This window comes from Bacillus jepli, from assembly GCF_047238305.1.
GTDB lineage: Bacteria > Bacillota > Bacilli > Bacillales > Bacillaceae_L > Ferdinandcohnia.
On the sequence record NZ_JBDFMO010000001.1, the window covers coordinates 2,245,161 to 2,264,754 of the forward strand.

At 37.4% G+C, this 19,594-nt stretch carries 25 protein-coding genes; 10 read left to right on the top strand and 15 right to left on the bottom strand.

The features are described from left to right. The first annotated feature begins 2 nt into the window (after positions 1-2). Positions 3-461 carry a helix-turn-helix transcriptional regulator gene (locus ABC371_RS11430; protein WP_412896926.1) on the top strand — a complete coding sequence of 153 codons (459 nt, stop codon included), beginning with the start codon at positions 3-5 and terminating at the stop codon, positions 459-461. A gap of 144 nt (positions 462-605) precedes the next feature. On the opposite strand, the gene ABC371_RS11435 is transcribed toward ABC371_RS11430, so the two are convergent. The 3 genes from ABC371_RS11435 to ABC371_RS11445 all read right to left on the bottom strand — a co-directional run bounded on the left by ABC371_RS11435 (position 606) and on the right by ABC371_RS11445 (position 2,249). Next, positions 606-773, bottom strand: coding sequence for a hypothetical protein (locus ABC371_RS11435; protein ID WP_412896927.1), 168 nt, complete (start codon positions 771-773; stop codon positions 606-608). 108 nt (positions 774-881) lie between these two features. Next, positions 882-1,313, bottom strand: a complete 432-nt coding sequence (locus tag ABC371_RS11440) for a YuzC family spore coat inner layer protein (RefSeq protein WP_412896928.1) — start codon at positions 1,311-1,313, stop codon at positions 882-884. Positions 1,314-1,394: 81 nt separating this feature from the next. Continuing rightward, positions 1,395-2,249 carry an oxidoreductase gene (locus ABC371_RS11445; RefSeq protein WP_412896929.1) on the bottom strand — a complete coding sequence of 285 codons (855 nt, stop codon included), beginning with the start codon at positions 2,247-2,249 and terminating at the stop codon, positions 1,395-1,397. Between the two features lie 106 nt (positions 2,250-2,355). Here ABC371_RS11445 and ABC371_RS11450 point away from each other — a divergent pair, with 106 nt between their 5' ends. From ABC371_RS11450 to ABC371_RS11460, 3 genes are read left to right on the top strand one after another with little or no spacing between them, the layout of a single operon-like run. Beyond that, on the top strand, positions 2,356-2,958 hold the full coding sequence (locus ABC371_RS11450; protein ID WP_412896930.1) for a DedA family protein: 603 nt from the start codon (positions 2,356-2,358) through the stop codon (positions 2,956-2,958). Positions 2,959-2,973: 15 nt separating this feature from the next. After that, a complete protein-coding gene (locus ABC371_RS11455; RefSeq protein WP_412896931.1) occupies positions 2,974-4,035 on the top strand; it encodes a PQQ-dependent sugar dehydrogenase in 1,062 nt (353 codons plus the stop codon). A 23-nt stretch (positions 4,036-4,058) separates the two neighbouring features. Further along, entirely contained in the window at positions 4,059-4,442 is a 384-nt protein-coding gene (locus ABC371_RS11460; protein WP_412896932.1) for a hotdog fold thioesterase, read from the top strand. A 37-nt stretch (positions 4,443-4,479) separates the two neighbouring features. Here the strand turns inward: ABC371_RS11460 and mnhG are convergent, their stop codons facing one another. From mnhG to ABC371_RS11495, 7 genes are read right to left on the bottom strand one after another with little or no spacing between them, the layout of a single operon-like run. Beyond that, positions 4,480-4,842, bottom strand: a complete 363-nt coding sequence (gene mnhG / locus ABC371_RS11465) for a monovalent cation/H(+) antiporter subunit G (RefSeq protein ID WP_412896933.1) — start codon at positions 4,840-4,842, stop codon at positions 4,480-4,482. Next, entirely contained in the window at positions 4,826-5,110 is a 285-nt protein-coding gene (locus tag ABC371_RS11470) for a Na(+)/H(+) antiporter subunit F1 (RefSeq protein ID WP_010676398.1), read from the bottom strand. Before ABC371_RS11470 ends, mnhG begins: the two co-directional genes overlap by 17 nt. After that, complete coding sequence (locus ABC371_RS11475) at positions 5,110-5,586, bottom strand: Na+/H+ antiporter subunit E (protein WP_412896934.1); 477 nt, start codon at positions 5,584-5,586, stop codon at positions 5,110-5,112. Before ABC371_RS11475 ends, ABC371_RS11470 begins: the two co-directional genes overlap by 1 nt. 5 nt (positions 5,587-5,591) lie before the next feature. After that, positions 5,592-7,073, bottom strand: coding sequence for a Na+/H+ antiporter subunit D (locus ABC371_RS11480; RefSeq protein ID WP_412896935.1), 1,482 nt, complete (start codon positions 7,071-7,073; stop codon positions 5,592-5,594). Then, positions 7,066-7,407 (bottom strand): Na(+)/H(+) antiporter subunit C, encoded by a 342-nt coding sequence (locus ABC371_RS11485; protein ID WP_412896936.1) that lies wholly within the window; start codon positions 7,405-7,407, stop codon positions 7,066-7,068. Before ABC371_RS11485 ends, ABC371_RS11480 begins: the two co-directional genes overlap by 8 nt. Then, positions 7,407-7,832, bottom strand: coding sequence for a Na(+)/H(+) antiporter subunit B (locus ABC371_RS11490; RefSeq protein WP_412896937.1), 426 nt, complete (start codon positions 7,830-7,832; stop codon positions 7,407-7,409). Before ABC371_RS11490 ends, ABC371_RS11485 begins: the two co-directional genes overlap by 1 nt. Then, positions 7,829-10,231: a Na+/H+ antiporter subunit A gene (locus tag ABC371_RS11495; protein ID WP_412896938.1), complete on the bottom strand. Its 2,403-nt coding sequence runs from the start codon at positions 10,229-10,231 to the stop codon at positions 7,829-7,831. The genes ABC371_RS11490 and ABC371_RS11495 overlap by 4 nt, the downstream gene beginning before the upstream one ends. Positions 10,232-10,489: 258 nt before the next feature. Here ABC371_RS11495 and ABC371_RS11500 point away from each other — a divergent pair, with 258 nt between their 5' ends. Next, the gene (locus ABC371_RS11500) at positions 10,490-10,708 is read left to right on the top strand and encodes a hypothetical protein (RefSeq protein ID WP_412896939.1); all 219 of its coding nucleotides are present in this window, start codon (positions 10,490-10,492) and stop codon (positions 10,706-10,708) included. Between the two features lie 33 nt (positions 10,709-10,741). Here ABC371_RS11500 and ABC371_RS11505 read toward each other — a convergent pair whose 3' ends face one another. Then, positions 10,742-11,311, bottom strand: coding sequence for a hypothetical protein (locus tag ABC371_RS11505; RefSeq protein ID WP_412896940.1), 570 nt, complete (start codon positions 11,309-11,311; stop codon positions 10,742-10,744). Between the two features lie 127 nt (positions 11,312-11,438). On the opposite strand from ABC371_RS11505, the gene ABC371_RS11510 reads away from it, so the two are divergent. Beyond that, complete coding sequence (locus tag ABC371_RS11510) at positions 11,439-11,996, top strand: DUF5366 family protein (protein WP_412896941.1); 558 nt, start codon at positions 11,439-11,441, stop codon at positions 11,994-11,996. Positions 11,997-12,011: 15 nt separating this feature from the next. Here ABC371_RS11510 and ABC371_RS11515 read toward each other — a convergent pair whose 3' ends face one another. Together ABC371_RS11515 and ABC371_RS11520 are read right to left on the bottom strand one after the other, a co-directional pair. After that, complete coding sequence (locus ABC371_RS11515; RefSeq protein WP_412896942.1) at positions 12,012-13,877, bottom strand: transglycosylase domain-containing protein; 1,866 nt, start codon at positions 13,875-13,877, stop codon at positions 12,012-12,014. Between the two features lie 69 nt (positions 13,878-13,946). Further along, positions 13,947-15,128, bottom strand: coding sequence for an MFS transporter (locus ABC371_RS11520; RefSeq protein WP_412899331.1), 1,182 nt, complete (start codon positions 15,126-15,128; stop codon positions 13,947-13,949). Positions 15,129-15,378: 250 nt separating this feature from the next. Here ABC371_RS11520 and kapD point away from each other — a divergent pair, with 250 nt between their 5' ends. Both kapD and ABC371_RS11530 read left to right on the top strand, forming a co-directional pair. After that, the gene (gene kapD, locus ABC371_RS11525; RefSeq protein ID WP_412896943.1) at positions 15,379-16,002 is read left to right on the top strand and encodes a 3'-5' exonuclease KapD; all 624 of its coding nucleotides are present in this window, start codon (positions 15,379-15,381) and stop codon (positions 16,000-16,002) included. Between the two features lie 131 nt (positions 16,003-16,133). Next, positions 16,134-17,459 carry a C40 family peptidase gene (locus ABC371_RS11530; RefSeq protein WP_412896944.1) on the top strand — a complete coding sequence of 442 codons (1,326 nt, stop codon included), beginning with the start codon at positions 16,134-16,136 and terminating at the stop codon, positions 17,457-17,459. 174 nt (positions 17,460-17,633) lie between these two features. Here the strand turns inward: ABC371_RS11530 and kapB are convergent, their stop codons facing one another. After that, on the bottom strand, positions 17,634-18,017 hold the full coding sequence (kapB, locus tag ABC371_RS11535) for a kinase-associated lipoprotein KapB (protein WP_412896945.1): 384 nt from the start codon (positions 18,015-18,017) through the stop codon (positions 17,634-17,636). Positions 18,018-18,149: 132 nt separating this feature from the next. Here kapB and ABC371_RS11540 point away from each other — a divergent pair, with 132 nt between their 5' ends. Together ABC371_RS11540 and ABC371_RS11545 are read left to right on the top strand one after the other, a co-directional pair. Then, positions 18,150-18,359 (top strand): hypothetical protein, encoded by a 210-nt coding sequence (locus ABC371_RS11540; protein ID WP_412896946.1) that lies wholly within the window; start codon positions 18,150-18,152, stop codon positions 18,357-18,359. A gap of 17 nt (positions 18,360-18,376) precedes the next feature. After that, a complete protein-coding gene (locus ABC371_RS11545; RefSeq protein ID WP_412896947.1) occupies positions 18,377-18,637 on the top strand; it encodes a DUF1871 family protein in 261 nt (86 codons plus the stop codon). 25 nt (positions 18,638-18,662) lie between these two features. Here ABC371_RS11545 and ABC371_RS11550 read toward each other — a convergent pair whose 3' ends face one another. Then, positions 18,663-19,466, bottom strand: coding sequence for an alpha/beta fold hydrolase (locus tag ABC371_RS11550; protein ID WP_412896948.1), 804 nt, complete (start codon positions 19,464-19,466; stop codon positions 18,663-18,665). Positions 19,467-19,594: the final 128 nt, after the last annotated feature.

Consider the following 19,594-nt stretch of genomic DNA (forward strand, 5'->3'; position numbering starts at 1 on the left):
ATATGGATAAGGAACAATTGACTCAAATACTCTCCGAAAGAATGAAGCTAATCCGAACTGAAAATGGCTATACTCAGGATAAAATGGCTGAGATCTTGGGGATTTCAAAAAAAACGTTGGTTCAAATTGAAAAGGGAAGAATTCAAGCGGGATGGACAATTACCGTAGCTGTATGTGCATTATTTCGTGATAGTGAGATTATCCAAACAACATTAGGTGGAGACCCAATCGATGTCATTGAAATTATCGGACGAAATGGGATTGACCGTGCCAAAGAACGCACCTTGGGTGGTAAGGTATGGTGGAAAGATCTCAAGAAGGAAGGAAGGTTTCGTCTCCAACAAAATATGATAAGCCAACATTATCGTATCTTGGATGATGCCAATTTTAGATGGTATTCATCGTTCAATAAAGAGGAAGCCTATAACAGGTTAATAGAAATTTCGATTGAAGCAAACTAAGAAACGGGGCACAACCTATTTGGCCCCATTTTTCTTCTTCGCCGTTTTGTTTTTTGAATACGTAGATGAAGTTAAGTTATTATTTACCGCAGCTTCTTCGTTAAGTCTTTCTTTTTTAGCCATATACTTCCTCCATGAATTCTGTTAGTGATCCAGAGAAAAGTCGTCGTAGCGTTCGTTTAAATATACATTTTCTCCAGTTGCGAAGTTTATGTTTCGAAGGTCCAGCTCAGGATCAAGTTGATTCACGAGTTGTTCTTCTTTGCTTTGTATTTGTCTTTGTCTTAATGTATCTCTATATCTATCTTCCATTGATTTACCCCCTCGTGTTTTTATCATGTCCTAAATCGTATAAAATTCATTCTGGTAATCAAAAAGAACGATAGGCAAATTTTTACCTTCGTTCAAATTGATTGTTCTTTATCGCCATCTTAATGCAATTGTTAACACACTGGATTTAGAGCCTTTTACACTTGCTTCTAAATGAAGATTTAAACCATCAGGATTAAAGGTTGCTTTCACTTTGGACTGAATGCCTGTTGTTTTTAGCAGTCGATCTACTTCTTGGTCATTTGATGCCTGTGCAGCAGCCATTACTTTTTTCGCAAACTCTCTAGAATCAGCTAATTTAGCCAATATCAGGCTTGCATCCTTCATGAGAATTCTCATTTCTTCTGCGGATTCCTTAAATAAAGTTGGGTCAATTGCAGGAAATTGACGATAATATGTGTATGGGTAGTACGACACTGAGTCAGGAAAAACAGAATGACTTGTTAGGTTTGAATAATAGCCTGGATACAAAACAGTTCTTGGTGGTCCTTGACTTCCATAAATAAACGGTTGATGGTACAACGGTAGCCCCCCTTATCAAAATTACTGTTACAATATATGTCATTTTTTGGATAAGGGTGCATTTGAATGGGTGCCTAAGCCCTACTTCCTGTCAATTCCCAGCATCTTTAAAACAATTCGTTCCCATAATTTCCAAGGAAGTGTATTTTTAAGGAAAATGGTCAATCTTGTTCCTTTTCCTACTGGGTAGCGAAGTCTGGTTAAAGAGGGCTTTGTGGCTAGCCTCACAATAAATGTGGCTACTTCAAGTGGGTCACCGTAAGACGCTTGGTTTTTTTCAAGTCTTGCTTCAATTTTTTTCATTAATTCTTGATAGGGAGATGTCGGAAGCATCGACTTTTCTGCTACCTTTTTACCACTGCTCCAAATATTCGTTTGAAAAGAACCTGGCTCAATTAGCGCTACATCGATACCAAACGGTCTTACCTCAAGTTGCAATGATTCAGACCACCCCTCCAATGCGTATTTAGACGCAACATAAGGAGAGATGGCTGGGAATCCGATTTGTCCACTTATACTGCTAAGATTTATGATTTTACCAACTCTTTGGTTTCTCATAAATGGTAGAACAAGCTTAGTCACTTCAATCAACCCGAAAAAGTTTGTTTCAAACTGGGCCTTGTATTCCGATATGGAAATTTCCTCTGCAAATCCACCTGTAGCAAAGCCTGCATTATTTAATAAAACATCAACCCGACCAAGCTTTTGAAGGGTTGTTTGAAAGGTATGTAAAGAATCAGCATCGGTCACATCCAACCTACAAAATTGGAGATTCTTTTCTAAGTTCGGATTATTTAGTTGACGTAGAATGTTTTCTTTTTTTTGCAGATTTCTCATGGTGGCGACAACAAAGAATCCTTTTTTTAAAAACTCAATTGAACTTAGAAGTCCAAATCCACTTGATGCCCCGGTAATGATCACAATGGGTTTGTCCACACTTTTCTCTCCCTTAAATAAAATGGTTTCTAATATTATCCATTTAATCTTATAATAGAAAAAGATAAGTATCTAGAATAACGTACCCGATAAAGGCGGGATAAAATTGCAGATAAATGAAGTTATATCAATTATTCAAGAACATGGTTATCTCGGACTTTATTTATGGCTATGGGTGGGCGCATTTGTGATTCCCATTCCAAACGAAGTGATTGTATCAACAATCGGTTTTTTTTCGGCTGAGGATGTTTTTGTACCTTGGAAGATTTTCATCGTAACCTACCTTGGAATTCTAGCTGCTGTTACTACAAGCTATGTATTAGGACGCTTCGCAGGAAATGCCATGGTCTTTCTCATGAATAAACAAAATAAAATGAGAAGAAAAACCGAACGTGCTTTATTAATAATTGAAAAATACAATACGTTTGCATTAGCATTTTGCTATTTCGTACCAGGCTTTCGTGTTCTATTTCCATTCTTATTCGGGTTTAGTAAGTTTCCGTTTGTAAAATTTGCATTAACCCTGTATACCACTATTTTTATTTGGGTTTCTCTTGTCTTTTCAGTCGGTTATTTTGCAGGGGAAGAATTTATTGAAGGGTTTATTAAATACTACGATATTGTCGTTAGTCTAGCTGTTGTGGCGTTGATGGTGTATGTATTGGTTAAGATAAGAAGGAGGCGAAAGCTACGAAAGCTTTCCCATTGAGAGGGTGTATGGATCATGAAAAAGTTGTCCTTGTTTCTGATTTTCAACATCATGATCGGCTGTTCACAGGATAAGAACCTGGATGGACCAATAAAAGAAACAGTTTCAAACCCAGCTATTATCGCTACAAATCTGACGATCCCATGGATGATCACAAAAACAGATGGAATCTTCTTCATCCCCGAACGAATTGGAAAACTATCCGAAATAGAGGAGGCTACTGGAAAGGTAACACCACAGCAATTAAAGCTTCAAAAAGAAATCCTGCATCAAGGGGAAGGGGGCTTTTTGGGCTTTACACTTGCACCAGATTTTCAGAATTCGAATGAAGCATTTATGTATCACACATACATAGAAGATGGCAACATTTTAAATCGCGTCATCCTTGTAGAAAGAAATGGGTCTAGTTGGGTGGAAAAATCGGTATTACTTGAAGGTATTCCAGGAGGAACCATTCATAATGGTGGTCGTATTAAAGTTGGTCCTGATGATAAGCTTTACGTGACTGCCGGGGATGCTGGGGTTCCAGAACATGCACAAGATGTAACAAGTTTGGCAGGAAAGATTTTACGCATGAATCTTGATGGTTCAATTCCAAATGACAATCCATTTCCTAATTCATATATCTATACATATGGTCACAGAAACCCACAGGGGCTTGCGTGGGATGAAAAAGGGAATTTATATAGCACCGAGCATGGACAAAGAGCGCATGACGAGATTAACTTAGTTGAATCGGGTAAAAATTATGGTTGGCCAATTATTGAAGGTAGTGAAACTAAGACGGGCATGGTCACACCTATTTTTCATACAGGTGAGGAAACATGGGCCCCTTCTGGTATCGACTATGCAAATGGTAAGCTATATATTGCCACATTACGCGGTTCAAAGGTAAGAAGCTATGAAATTGAATCAGGTAGGATTGAAGTGATCCTTGATATTAATAGCCGAATGAGGGATGTCTATATAGAGGACAACACACTCTTTACTATCACAAATAACAAGGATGGTCGGGGAAACCCGAAGGAAGATGATGACAAGCTTCTTTCGATTTCATTGTCGGGCATTCGAAAATAAAAAGCGAGCTTAGGGGGAGAAAAATGGTAGAAAATACATTAATCCAAGCATTAGGTATTACAATTGAAGAAGTGACACCTGAACGAGTTATAGCAACGATGCCAGTTGATGAGCGTACTCGCCAACCATTTGGGGTTTTACATGGTGGTGCATCTGTTGCATTAGCAGAAACGGTTGCAAGTGTCGGTACGTACAATCTCGTAGACCAAGAGACGGAAGGATGTGCAGGACTCGAAATTAACGCCAATCATATTCGGGCAAAAAGGGACGGCGTTGTAAAAGCAATCGGTTCCCCTCTTCATAAAGGCAAAACAACAATGGTCTGGGACATTAAAATCGTCGATGAAGAAGAAAACCTCATTTGTGTATCGCGCTGTACCATGGCCATTTTGAAATTAAAGAAATGAAAAAAGCGAGTACCCTAATCGGCCTCGCTTTTCCCTATTAACTCATAGTTTGTTTTGCATGTTTTTCTTTATCCTTTAGGTCATCTCGAGCGCTTTTTTCCCAAAGTGGTACTTTTGAATTATAGGCAGCACGGCTAATTAAGTGACCGGCTACAGGTGAAGTCATAAATAGGAAGACAAATCCTAAAATGACCCTAAAGTTCATATAGCCCTCAATGATCCAAAAGTATAAAAATGTTCCAAGTAGGATCGCTAGAACTCCTAATGTCGCACTTTTTGACACCGCATGATTTCGTGTGTACACATCAGGTAATCGAACAATGCCAATCGCACTTATTATGCTTAGAAGCGCTCCGAACAAGATTATAACAGCAAAGAAAATCTTAAGCATCTCGGTCATGTTCAATTACGACTCCTTTCTCAAGGAACTTTGAAAAGGCGACAGTACCAACAAAAGCTACAATTGCAATTAATAAAATAACTTCTAGGAACGAATTGGAGCGTAGGATAATGGAAACAATTGCAGTAATTCCCACTAAATTGACTCCGATTGCATCAAGTGCTATAACTTTGTCAGGGATCGATGGCCCTTTTATCACACGGTATATATAAGCAATCGTTGAAACCGATAAGAAGACTAGTGCGAGATTAAGTAAAATTTCAAACATTATCGGCTCACCTCCATAATTGCTTTTTCAAATGAATTTTTAATCGAATCAATGGCTTCATCTACGTCTTGTATGTCCATTGCATGGATGTACAGTATTTTTTTATCATCTGAAATATCAACAACGAGTGTTCCAGGTGTCAATGTGATCAGATTTGAAAGCGTTAGGATTTCCCAATCTTTTGTGAGTTCCGTTGGCATTGCGAAAATCCCAGGTTTTACATCGAGCTTGGGTTTGACAACCACTTTCATAATGGCATAGTTTGAGAGAATTAACTCCCTAAAGAAGATCAAAATCAGTTTTATCACTGCCCACACATTATGAAGGTAAAAACGTTGAGAGAAAAAACGACGTAAAACAAAAATTAGTAAAAGACCTATCAAATATCCGCCAAAAAAGGCGCTAAAATCATAGGAATTTGAAATAAACATCCACGAAAAGGCGATAAAAATATTTAAAACTAATTGCAACAACATAAGATCTACTCCTTTAAAACAGCTTGGATATAGATGGATGGGTCTGTCAAGTCTTGCGCTGCTTGAGAGATATACGGATAGAACCATTCAGCACCAAATCCAAGTGCAATTGAGAGTGAAAGTAGAAGAGTAATCGGGAATAGCAGTCCTTTTGTTGATCCTTTTTCTTCTTCTTTCCTAAGCTTTGCTTCACCCCAGAATCCGTTAATAAAGATTTTCATTACCGAATATAGGACAAGAAGACTTGAAATTAAAATTGCTGCAACCAGTACGTAATGCTCTGCAGCAAGGCTTCCTTTGACAATGAGAAGCTTCCCAACGAATCCACTAAATGGAGGGATTCCTGCAAGTGAAATAGTAGCAATGAAGAACATCCAGCCTAAATATGGATGATGGTTAATTAAGCCACCCATTTTCTTTAAATTGCTCGTACCAGTTATTACAACCATGGCTCCGACTAATAAGAAGAGGGAAGCCTTGATAATCATGTCATGAATTAAATAGTAAATTGATCCAGTCAATGATGTTGGTGTTAACGTCGCAACACCCACTAAAATAACACCAACCGCTGTTAATATATTGTAGATAATTATCTGTTTAACATCCCAATACGCAACAGCTCCGATTACTCCAACTACAATTGTAAATCCAGCAAGAATTCCAATTAAGGTATGAGTAAAGCCAGTATCATGATAGAAAATAATTGTAAATGTACGAATGATAGAATACACTCCAACCTTTGTTAACAAAGCTCCAAAAAGAGCTGTTATCGGTGTTGGGGGGGCATTATAAGAACCCGGTAACCAGAAAAATAACGGGAAGATAGCTCCTTTTAATCCAAATACCACTAAAAATAAGATGGAGATAACAGTTACAATCCCAGGTTGTCCTAGTTCACTTATTTTTGCAGAGAGATCTGCCATATTAACAGTACCTGTCACTGCGTATAAATAAGCAACTGCAATAACAAATAGGGCAGATGATATCACGTTCACCAAGATGTATTTAATGGATTCACGTAATTGCGGCTTTGTCCCACCATGTACAATTAAGACATATGAAGCCATCAGCATGACCTCAAAAAATACGAACAGGTTGAAAATGTCCCCTGTTAAAAATGCGCCAAGTACCCCAACCATTAAGAATTGTACAGCAGCATAATAAAAGAATTTTTCTCTTTCTTGTCCGATATTCTTAAATGAATATAGAATACATGCTAAAACTACAATGCTACCTGTTGTAACAAGTAAAGAAGCAAGCATATCTGCTACTAGCACAATACCGAAAGGAGCATCCCAGTCTCCAAGGTTAAGGGTTTGAATGCCATTATGATAGACCTGATTAACAAGTATTAATGACAGGATGACGGTCAAAAGTGTAGATAATAAGCTTATCACTCTTGATGCTTTCGTATATTTATTTACAAATATGAGTATGATTCCCGTCAGGAGAGGAATCAGTATTGGAAGGATTACAAAATTATTCATTACTATCATTTCCCCTCAATTTATCCATGTTATCCGATCCCAGCTCCTGATAGGATCGATACGCAAGCACTAGGATAAACGATGTTACCCCAAAGCTAATTACGATCGCAGTTAAGATAAGGGCTTGGGGAAGTGGATCAACATAAGCCTTAGTCCCTTCTACTAAAATGGGAGCAGCCCCCTGCTTTAACCCACCCATTGTTAAAATCAATAAATGAGCTCCATGACTAAGCAAACCTGTCCCAATAATCACTCGAATGAGGCTTTTTGAAAGCATCATATACGTCGCTGCCGTAAAAAGAATTCCGATGACAATTGCCATTAAAATCTCCATTAATCATCATCCTCCCCGATTGTTTGAATAATGGTCAAGGTTACTCCAACAACAACTAAATAGACACCGGTATCGAATAATACGGCAGTGGCAAGTTCTGTTTCCCCGAAAACTGGTAAATCAAAGTAACCAAAGGTATGGCTTAAAAAAGGTACATTGAATAAAAATGAACCCATGCCTGTTAATGCAGCGATTAATAAACCAAAGGCAGCTACCTTTTTAAAGTCGAAAGGCAGGGCTTTTCTAACTGTTTTCATATCAAAGGCCAGAAGGAGGAGGACGATTGCCGCTGCCGAAATCAGTCCACCGATAAATCCTCCGCCAGGAGTATTATGTCCTGCAAAAAAGAGATTTAAGGAGTAGGCAAGAATGATGAAAACAGTTATTTTTGTTGCAGTTTGTAAGATTAAATCATTTGTCTTCAACCTTCTTTCCTCCTTGTTAAGCGTAATTTAATCATTGTAAAAATACCAAGTGCAGCAATGCCTAGAACAGTAATTTCAAACAATGTATTGAAGCCACGGAAGTCTACTAAAATGACGTTAACGATATTCGTACCTCCGCCTTCCTTATAGCTGTTTTCAACAAAATACTTTGAAATAGAATCAATCAGTCTTGTACTATTTGCGGAGATCGCAAGTAGAGTTACAATTGTTCCAACACCTAATGAAATGATTAAATTTGTTAATCGAAAACGCATTGGCTTTTCCTTTTTCTGAAGCTTCGGAAGGTGATAGAAGCATAGTAGAAATAAGGCTACTGAAACAGTCTCAATTACAAGTTGAGTTAACGCCAAATCCGGAGCACGGAAAAGTACAAAGAATAATGAAACCGTATATCCAACTGCACCAAGTGCGATAATGGCTGTCAATCTCGACTTAGCAAAAATTGTTGTTGCAACTCCACCAACAAGAACAAATGCTAGAACAGCTTCAAAAAGTCGAACCGGTGCAACATGTGTTAAATCAAAGGCAAATCCATTTTTAATAATAAGTGAACTTCCAATTGCCAAGATAAAGAAAGCAAACATAATAACCAAATAGTCTCGAATAACTCCGGTCATATAAAAGCCATTTAGCTTTGATGCCGACCGCTCCATCGTGACAAGCCCTTTGTCATAGAGATTGTTTAACGTTAACCGCTTGGAAAAGACATTATAAATGCCTGTCCATTTTGCAAGTGTGAGAAACAATAGTGTTCCTAACACAATGACTCCAATTGACATAAAGAGTGGTGTATTCCATCCGTGGAAATACTCAAAATGAACATGATATTTTGAACCTTCTCCAAGTAAGCTTGGAAGGATGGATGCCACTGCTGGTTCAATCACACTTGGCGCTAATATATTTGAAAAGAACCCAAATATTATGACAAGTGAAGCTAGGATAATAGGCGAAATTAACATCCCAATTGGTGCCTCATGTGGCTTTTTATCAAGCTTTTCAAACTGAGCTTTTCCAGTAAAGGTTTTAAAAACGAGAATCATGCTGTAAATGAACGTGAATACACTTGCTACCCAACCGATAATTGGGAAAAGAACCCCGAATGTTTCCATATTGAATACATCAAGAGTTGTTGCATTTACCAGTGCAGTAAAGAACGCTTCTTTACTTAAGAAACCATTAAATGGTGGTAATCCAGCCATAGAAAATGCACCGATGGCAGCCAATGTAAAGCTAATTGGCATAACGGTCATCAATCCACCGAGCTTGCGAATGTCACGCGTACCTGTTTCATGGTCGATAATCCCAACAACCATGAATAAGCTTCCTTTAAATGTTGCATGGTTAATTAAGTGGAAAATGGCAGCGACGATGGCTGCAAGATAAATATTATTATTACTACCATAGTGTAGTGCAGCCGAGCCAATTCCGAGTAACGACATAATCATTCCAAGCTGACTGACCGTTGAAAACGCAAGGATTCCTTTTAAATCGGTTTGTTTAACCGCACTAAACGATCCCCAGAACAAGGTAACAATTCCGAAGGTTGAAATAATCCAAAACCATTCACTCGATCCAGCAAAAATAGGACTCAAGCGCGCAACTAAATAGATACCTGCTTTTACCATTGTTGCAGAGTGTAGATACGCACTGACTGGTGTCGGTGCTTCCATCGCATCTGGTAACCAAATATGGAATGGAAATTGTGCTGATTTTGTAAAAGCACCTAATAGAATTAAAAGCATTGCAGGGATGAAGAGTGGATTTGACGGTAATGTATCCACTTGTGCAATCATTTCTCGAATACTAAATGTATTTGTCATGATTGATAGTAAAACAAATCCTGCTAGCATGGCTAATCCACCGAAAACCGTGATTAACATCGATTTTTGTGCACCATATCTTGATTTTTCACGATTATGCCAATACCCGATTAATAGAAATGAAGATAGACTTGTCAATTCCCAGAATGTATAAAGCACAATCACATTATCTGAAAGAACAACCCCGAGCATCGCACCCATGAAACAGAGTAAGTACACATAAAAGTTATGTAAGGATTCCTTTTCCTTCGAAAGGTAATAGATTGAATAGAGGACTACTAATGCCCCAATGCCTGTAATCAATAAAGCAAATAAGAGTCCTAATCCATCTATATACGCTGTGAAATTTACGCCAATGGAAGGCATCCATTCTGCAGTACGGATTATCGGGTTTCCATTCATCGTATCCTTCATGAATGGAAAGAAATAAGAGAATAGGACTACAGGTAGAATTAGTACAAACCACCCTGTATGAATTCCCCGCAAATATTTGCGGAAGAAAGGAATAAAGATAGCCATTATAAATGGAGATAAAATGGCCCAATGTACAAGTGACAAAACAGTACCCCCTTACTATTTTTTTATCTTCTAGAATTATATAACAATTATAAAGAAGTTGCATGCCATGCATCTTCTAGTGTCACCAAGTTTTTCAGTTGTTATTAAATATGTAGAGACGCGTCTTTTTGAACTAAAAAATTTTTCTGTAATAGTAACTAATTCGTTATACTCCAGTCGGAATTACCTACTTGTATTTGAAAAAATTGTATAAAATATCCTATTAAAACGAATGCTAGTAGCAAGAGGTGAGTTTTTGTGAACATAAAAAAAGGAATCGTGGCAATGGCGATTTTTGCCTTTCTGTTTATAGGAGCGTGGGTAATCCATGAACAAACGAAGAGAGAATATGGAGAAAGTCAACTAGAAAATCAACAACAATTTCAAATCCAAACCATTAATTCTACACAAACACCAGAGAAATCAAAGGTCTATCCAAAATTCAAGCCGCGTGAGTATATTCGTATTGAGCGCTAATAATAAAAAAAGGATGAGACGAAGCATCTCATCCTACATTACGCTATTGTTTCTTACCATTGGAACTGGAATGGCCTTATTATGAAACATCATGATTAGCATAGGTACAGCAAGAAAAGCAAAGAGAACAAATAAAGTAAATAATAAGTTTGATGTTAACGTAATCCCTGCTTTATGACCTGCATCCATATAATCTGTAAAAAGGGCATTGATTTCCTCGTCTTCAGGGAAATTCCCAAGCGTTAAAAATTCCTGATTGTCGACATCATAATAAAAGAATTCATGCTTTTGGATATAGAAAATGCTGTCACGCTTTAGTTTATAGGTCACATGCCCTACAACGACATTTGCTTTATACGTATCAATTTCCTCTTCGTTTTCCTTCGTCCCCGGATCATCTGCTGTAACAACCTTTGTAATTTCAGCTTCCTTTGAGATGGCATTGACTATTTTTGCAGAGCCATTCGCATAATAATTGACTTCCTTCAATTTTTCATTAACCGCTTTAGTAAAATCCGATTCCCCAGCAGCGCTAGCCGAACTTAAAAAGGTAAAGAATGCGAAACAACTAATGAGCAACGTCAACAAGAACCCTTTTTTCATAGAATCCCTCTTTCCTCTAAAATAGTAACCTTTAATCTATATGTATTTTCAAAAAAGAGATTTACTACTAAAAAATGTATGTTAAAATCGAAAAAGGTATTTCTACAAAAAATTAAAGGAATCAAAAATGAAAAATACATATTTTACAAGCTACTTTCCGCTCATTTCTATCATCCTATTTAGTGTTTCATTAGCCATCCTGACGGAATTGAAAACATTGGATTTGTTAAAGCAAATTGGCATTTATCGTGGAATGCAGGAGTTTTTTTCGACAACGTGGATTAATTTCGCGATTTTCTTTGTTTTTTTCTTATTCTATTTTATGGTGTTTGCCGCCTTAAAATTAATTGCCAATACACTACTTGAGCTTTCTCTATTGTTTTTCACGAAGGATAGCAATGGAGAAAGTCTACGGAAAATAAGAGCGGGATCTTTTTTCTATTTAGGAGGAGGGACCCTTTCATTAGCGTTTGTCCAATCCTTTTACGGCATAGTGATCGTACTTTTAGTGTCGACCCTTGGCTATTTTATTTTTTTCGTTTATAAAATTCAGGATACATTAACCTTAGGTGGATTAATTGGGCTTGTCTTTTTTCAAACATTAAGTTGGTTTACCTTTTTTATGACGGTAACCTATGTTTGCCTTCAGCTCTACAACAGTATCATCGCGAGTTTACCAATCTAAAAAGCGAGCCCATCATCATTTGTGGCTCGCTTTCATCATGTCCTTCCAAATATGCATTTGAGGTTTTCGTGATTCCATATAGTAGATGCTCTTATTTTGGTCATTTCCTACCCATACCCCAGCCGTATATTGATCAGTGAGGCCAATAAACCAAAGGTCTTTCACATCATTCGTCGTTCCCGTTTTCCCTCCAATATAACTAGTAGAAAAATAAGCTTCTTTACCTGTTCCCGACTTTACAACATCCTCAAGTAATATTCTTACCTTTTGATTAGCAGATTCACTCCACACCATTTCAGGTTTTTCATCCCATTCATAAAGGATGTTTCCTTGTAAATCAGTCACCCTTGTAATTCCATGTGCTTGAATAAATTGACCGTTGTTTGCAAATGTAGCAAAGGCATTTGTCATCTCCAAGGGAGACATTCCATAAGTAAATCCACCAATGGCTGCTGGTAAACTATGGTCTTCTTTTACTACATTCGAAAAATGAAGCTTGTCTAAATATGAAAATGCATGTTCAATCCCAATTCTTTCAAACAACCTTACAGCAGGGGTGTTGTAGGAATACTTAAAAGCTGTACGTAGGGGAACATTTCCATATTGTCCGCCCCCATAATTTCGCGGGCAATACCCATTTTTACAATAGTTATTGGCATTTATCGTTTGTGAAATGGAGGCCCCCGTTTGATCAAAATATGGCGCATAAACAAGCAGGGGCTTAATCACAGAACCTGGTTGTCGAAAGGCTTGAAAGGCGCGATGGAACGTAAACTTTTGATAGTTTTTTCCGCCTGTGATCGCGACAATTCGATTCGACTTATGATCTATAACGGCAGCTGCTCCTTGAACATTTGCATTTGGTAGATAGCGATCCAAAGCTTGCACAGCTTCTTGCTGTATACTTGGGTTTAACGCTGTTTCAATCATGATTCCAGATTCGAGAACTTCGTTTACCTTCTGATCCAAGCCTTTGTGAAGTTCTTTCTTTTCGTTTTCAGTTGCTGACTGGAACTTTTCATTAAAACCTTCTTTTTCGGCAATTAATTCTTCAAACTCATGATAAATATAAGTCGTATAATCTGGATACTGGTCGATACGATCACGCATCATCAGCTCAATCGGTTCTCGTATTGCTTTTTCATATTCTTCAGTTGAGATTTTCCCTGCCTCTACTAATCTTTGTAGAATACGTTCCTGTCGTTTCTTTGTATTTGAAAAATTCGTTATTGGATTGTAGAGGGATGGGTTATTCGGGATAGCACTTAAGAATGCGATTTTAGCTAATGTAGCATCTTTAATAGACTGGTTAAAATAGAGTTTGGATGCTGTCTCAATTCCATATGCCCCATTTTGAAAATATATGGCGTTAATGTATAACGTTAGTATTTCCTCTTTCGTCAGTGTTCGTTCCAATTGATACGAATACAAGAGCTCACTTAATTTTCGATTATAGGTCTTTTCATTTGTTAAATATAGATTGCGTGCAAGCTGCTGGGTGATTGTACTACCACCTTGATCGATCGAGTCATTTTCTAGGTTGATGAGGGCTGCCCGACCAATCCCGGAAATATCAAACCCTATATGCTCATAATAATGCTGATCCTCAATTGTGATAAACAAATCCTTCACAATTTGCGGGATTTCTTCTGGAGGAAGGATTGTGCGATCTGCACCTTGGCGGATCTCCGAAATCACATTTCCAGTGCTGTCTTTTATATAGCTTGTTTGTGGTAACACAACATCACCGATTGGGATTTCCTCATCAAGTACAGCGGTTAAGCTCTTTGTATTCTTCAGCTCGCTATGGACTTGGAATAACACAAACATAAACAGTAGAAAAAGAATAAAGGTGATGAAATACCCTGTTTGTCTTCTCATAAATAACACTCTCTCAAAGATTACTATTCTCTTATTATATAAAAAAACAGACGGCGTTTGCCATCTGTATTACGCAGCATGATGAGCTGACTTTTCAGAATGTCGAACAACACTTAGCCTTAAAATAATTGCTCCAGTTAAAAAGAGCCCACTTGTTACGAAAAAGACAGTAGAGATACCGAAGAAACCACTAAGGATTCCACCGGAAATTGGACCAATCACATTTCCTAAAAACCGAAAACTGACATTATAGCCTTGGACTTCCCCTTGCATCGATAGAGGGGCAACTTGGCGGATATAGGCTGTCATACACGGAATTAAACCACCGACTGCCATGCCGAATAAAAATCTACATAAAACAAGCTGCCATAATTCACTTACAAGGCCTTGCGGGATAAACAAAATGGAACAGGCGAGCAGAAGGAGTGTTAAAATCTTTTCATGACCTATTCGGTCACCTAATTTTCCCCATTGTCTCGTAAATAGTAAATTTCCAAATCCAGTCGCTGAAAACGCCATTCCAGCTAAAAATACAATATTACTACTGTTGGTTAAGTGCGTTACATATAATGCTAGTAAGGGCTGGATACTGAAATTGGCTACTTGAATGAGCGTTGAAATAAACATCACGGTTAATAAAACAGGGTTTTTGAAGATATGAATTAATACCTCTTTACGCGTATATTTTTTAACCTTCGTACTTGTTTCATTTAGCCGTACTTCTTTAATGCCAATACCCACTAGAATGACTGCACCTAATATCACCACGGATGTGATGACAAAGGTATACTGAAAACCAACTGCATCAGCAAGCAATCCACCTAATAACGGACCAAATAATGCTCCAGAAACATTACCCATTTGAAGGGTCCCTAATGTTTTTCCTGCCACTTCCTTCGGTGTTTGTGCAGAAATGAGGGCTAGGGAGGTTGGGATGAAGCCAGTAACAACGCCCATAAAGAGCCTCAAGACAAATAATTGTTCAACAGTATTCACATATCCCATTAAAAAGATGCTGAAGGCAATGCCAGTCCCTGTAATTAATAAAATCTTTTTGTAGCCATTTCGATCACCAAAACGTCCCCAGATCGGTGAAATAAAAAAAGCGGTGACAAAGGTTGCGGCAAAGACTAAGCCAGCCCACCGTTGCACAAAGCTATCTGAGTAATCCCCAAACGTTTCAATATATAAAGACAGAAATGGCATAATCATTGTTGCACTAGCTGCCACAAAAAAATTGGCAAACCACATAATAACCAGATTACGCTTTGCTGTTTGAATGGATAACACCTTCTCAATTCGGATATTTCGATTTACTAAATAGTATAAAATATTATCTGATTTTATTAAAGGTAAAAAAGCATATATATTATAAATATATTCTGAAAAATGAAAGGAACCGTGTTATAATATTTAAAAAGATGTTCGTCTAAGTGTAACTTTATTCAGCAGAAGTTAGCCACTTCTTTGGTAAAAGAAATATGACAAAGGAGGTTTAGGTGTGGATAATCAGCATCAATATTTGTTCATTGATTTTGAATTTACGATGCCTGAGGGAAAAAGCAACCCACAAGGATTTTACCCCGAGATTATTGAGGTTGGTCTTGTAGCTGTGAAGAATCAGAAGATAATGGACCAATACTCATCCTATGTAAAACCGATAAAATTTCCTACACTAACTGAACGGTGCAAATCCTTTTTACACATCTCCCAGGAGCAAGTAAATGGCGGAATATCGTTTCAAAATCTAGTGAACAAGCTATCTGAATATGAAAAAACATCCTCAAGCACCATTATAACCTGGGGAAATATGGATATGAAGGTCCTTCGTCACAATTGTCAAAAGGCTGGAGTTCCATTTCCTTTTAAAGGAAAACAACGGGATCTGTCAATGGAGTATAAACGATTTTTCGGAGACCAAAACCAAACAGGTCTTTGGAAGGCAGTTCAAGAATATGGTAAGGAAGGGACAGGTAAACACCATTGTGCCCTCGATGATGCACTTACAACCTTTAATATATTCAAGTTAGTTGAAAATGATAAACGCTATTTAGCAAAACCTGAGCCAACAACCATCGGCGATCGTGTTGACTTCTCGAAAGTCTTAAATAAATTTGCCTTATAAAAACCAATTCACTCCAAATCGTGAATTGGTTTTTATTTTTTATCTGTGATTCACTGCCGAATTTTTACAATGGTTTCAAAAAATAATCGCATCCCGATAGGATATCCTAATTGGAAAAGGAGGGATGCTCAATGTTTATAGGTCATAAAATCGAAAATCCACAAACCATTACTTTATATATTGACCCAGGGTTACAGGAATTTTCGAGTGAACTTGGTACACAGGAACAAGGGAAAAAGCTTTATTTTAACGAAAGCATTCGAATATATCTAAAAGAAAAAGTCCCCACCCTGAATCCAGATACCGTAAAAGTTATGATGGGGACAATTGTTGTTGCTACTATTTCACTGGTAGGGGGGAATCATTCATCTACCGTGGAAGCTGCAAGTAATGGTCAAGTTAGTCAAAATCACTCTACACATACAGTGGCAAATGGAGATACCTTATATGGAATTGCAAATCAATATAATCTGACCGTCTCTCAATTAAAACAGCTAAACCATCTAACTGGAGATATGATTTACCCTGGGCAAACACTTGTGATCAGTGAGGCGCCACCACCTAAGACAACTGCGACATATACGGTAACCCGCGGTGACACCCTTTATTCTATTGCAAATTCGTATAATTTGAGCGTCGACCAATTAAAGCAATTAAATAATCTTACATCAAATACGATTCAAGTTGGGCAACCCTTACAAGTAATTGGTGCTGCACCAGAGTCCTCACAAATTCAAGCACAAACATACACGGTTCAACCTGGTGATTCGTTATATTCAATTGCCCAGCGAGCTAACACAACCGTAAACCAAATCATGAAAAACAATCATTTAACCTCAACAATCATTTATGTTGGCCAAACATTGCTGCTAGGAAGTACATCACCGTCACCACCACAAAATGTAGCAAGTGCTACATATACAGTGAAAGCTGGAGACACCTTATATGGAATAGCACGCACTTATAATATGAGTGTTACTAAACTTAAAAATATCAATAATCTTACTAGCAATACCCTTTCGATCGGACAAGTCCTAAACGTGACCGGAAATGCAAAAGCGGAATCAAATGTGCAAAATAGGGAGCAAGTTTTGAAAGATTTAGTTTCAGATAGCTATAATTTTATCGGGATTCCCTATCTTTGGGGGGGAACGACAACGGCTGGGTTTGATTGTTCAGGATTTGTTTCGTTTATGCATGCTCGACATGGAATAGACATCCCAAGGAATACATCAGCTGGCTACTACACAATGGGCACCTCTGTTTCAAAAGCAAATCTCCAACCAGGTGATTTAGTATTTTTTGCTGTAAATAATACAGGCCAAATTTCACATGTTGGTTTCTATGTAGGCAATAATGAGTTTATATCTTCCACATCCTCGAAAGGAATCGCGGTTGTATCCATGGATAATTCGTATTGGTCCAAGCATTATGTAGGTGCCAAGCGGGTTTACTAATATGAAAAACCTCCGGAAATGGTACTCCGGAGGTTTTTTACGTTCTAAAATGGTTTTTATTCAAATTTATGGTCAATCATAATTAGTTATGGCTGATGTGGTAAAAATATCCAATAAAATCAATTTATAGCCAATAAATAAAATTTATGGCTAATAGCAAAATGTAAGCAAGACTTATTTAAAATAATCCATCTCTAATACTTTCATGTTTTCTAGGCTACGCTTTGCCCATTCGGTGCCTTCTGTTTCTAATTCAGTCTTTGTTTTCTCCACAGCTTCCTTTAAAGAGGACTTATACTCAGGAACATCCCCGGAAAAGGCGCGAACCATCTTTTTCGGTACATTGGTCTGTTCATTAAAGGCAAGTGCTCTCCGCTCTTGGAAAAACGGCACGTTTGCATCTTTAGGTGAATGAATATCCCCTTGCATTGGATGTTTTAGGACAGCCTTTACCTTCATAAGATAGTGTTCGGGCTTAATCGCTGTAATTTCACCAATATATTTTCCTGTCTTATAAATCCCTGTGACAATATCCCCAACTTTAAATTCATCAGACATTATAATCACTCCTTTGCAACTTTCTACTATTTTTAGTATAACCGACTACATTCGAACAAGCATCTATAACCCACCCAAAGGTTTATGTTATAATGACTAGAGTTAGTATTATCGGTTGAAAGGTGTGTAGAAATGCTGCTCTTACCAATATTAAATATGTTTCTATATTTTCCTGAGGATAAATCTGAATATATTCCAGCTGGGATAAAACTAGTCATTTGTATAATCATTGCGATTGTCGTTTTTCGTTTAATTATCAAGCATTCTAAAAAAGAACAAGCGAAAGCTGAAGAGCTTGAAAAGCAATTAATGAATCAAGACAAAAATAATAGTATGAAGTAGTCTTAGGTGATGATCATATGGAAAATCAACAGGCAAATATTCAAATGATGATGATGCTTCAGGAATGGGATCCACTAGGATATGGGATTGGTTTCTATGAAACGGAAGCAGTAGATGTGTTGCAGGCCGCTCATCAATTAGATGACCCTGGTAAATTAGCAAGAAAAATACAGTCCATTTTTGAATTCTCCTTCGAGGAAATCATTTCACTAAAAGACTGTGAGAATATGGCTCTTAAACTCTTAACCATTAAAAATAATGCGACATGTGAACTGTAAAAAAGATGGGGCAACCCATCTTTTTTTATATGAACTCCGTGATATATGCAGCTACCTTTTCGGGACATTCTTCTGGGACCAAATGTCCCGTATTTTTAAACGAAACAAATGTTGAATGAGGTAAATCTTGATTAAGTCTTCTCCCTACAGAAATCGGAACAACCCGATCTTTTTCACCCCAAATTAATAAAACAGGATGTTGGATTTGTTTTAATTCCTCTGACGATAAATCACCTTCGCGATGACGTATCATCCTAGTTAATCCCATAAAAATCCGATTATCTAAGAATGGTTCCGTGTACCCATCAATCATTTCTTGATTAATAAGCTCATGGTTATAGACAACATTTCGTAAATTATGTAACACGCCTTGCTTTGCAAGCTTTTTCTTCACGATAAAATGAAAATAGGGAAGATAGGAAGAATAGATTAAGGACTTTGGCATCCTCTTCATATAGCCAGAGCTGCACAATAATACTAATTTATCGACTAAAGCTGGCGCTTGTTTAGCAATGTATAAACAAATTTGGCCGCCCATCGAATGTCCTACCAAATTAATTTTTGTGAAATGAAAAGAACGAATTAACTCACTAACTACAGATGCAATATTTGAATACGAGTATGTGAACCTTGTTGATTTCTCACTTTTTCCAAATGGAGGGAGGTCCACAGATAGAATCGTATAGCTTTTTGATAGGATTGGAATAAGCCTTCGAAAGCTGAAGGATGATGATAAAAAACCATGCAATAACACGAGAACGGGTTTCTCTTTATCTTGTTGATATAACTCATAATGAAGGTTAATTCCCTTTATTTGTATTGTATCCATTGATGGAAAATCCACATCCTATTTAAAAGATTTATCCCTATTTTTACCAAAGGGCAAAGAAAAACTCATAAAGTTTTGAATGAATATAAAATTTTTCAATATACTTCCCATTTATCTGATATAATAAG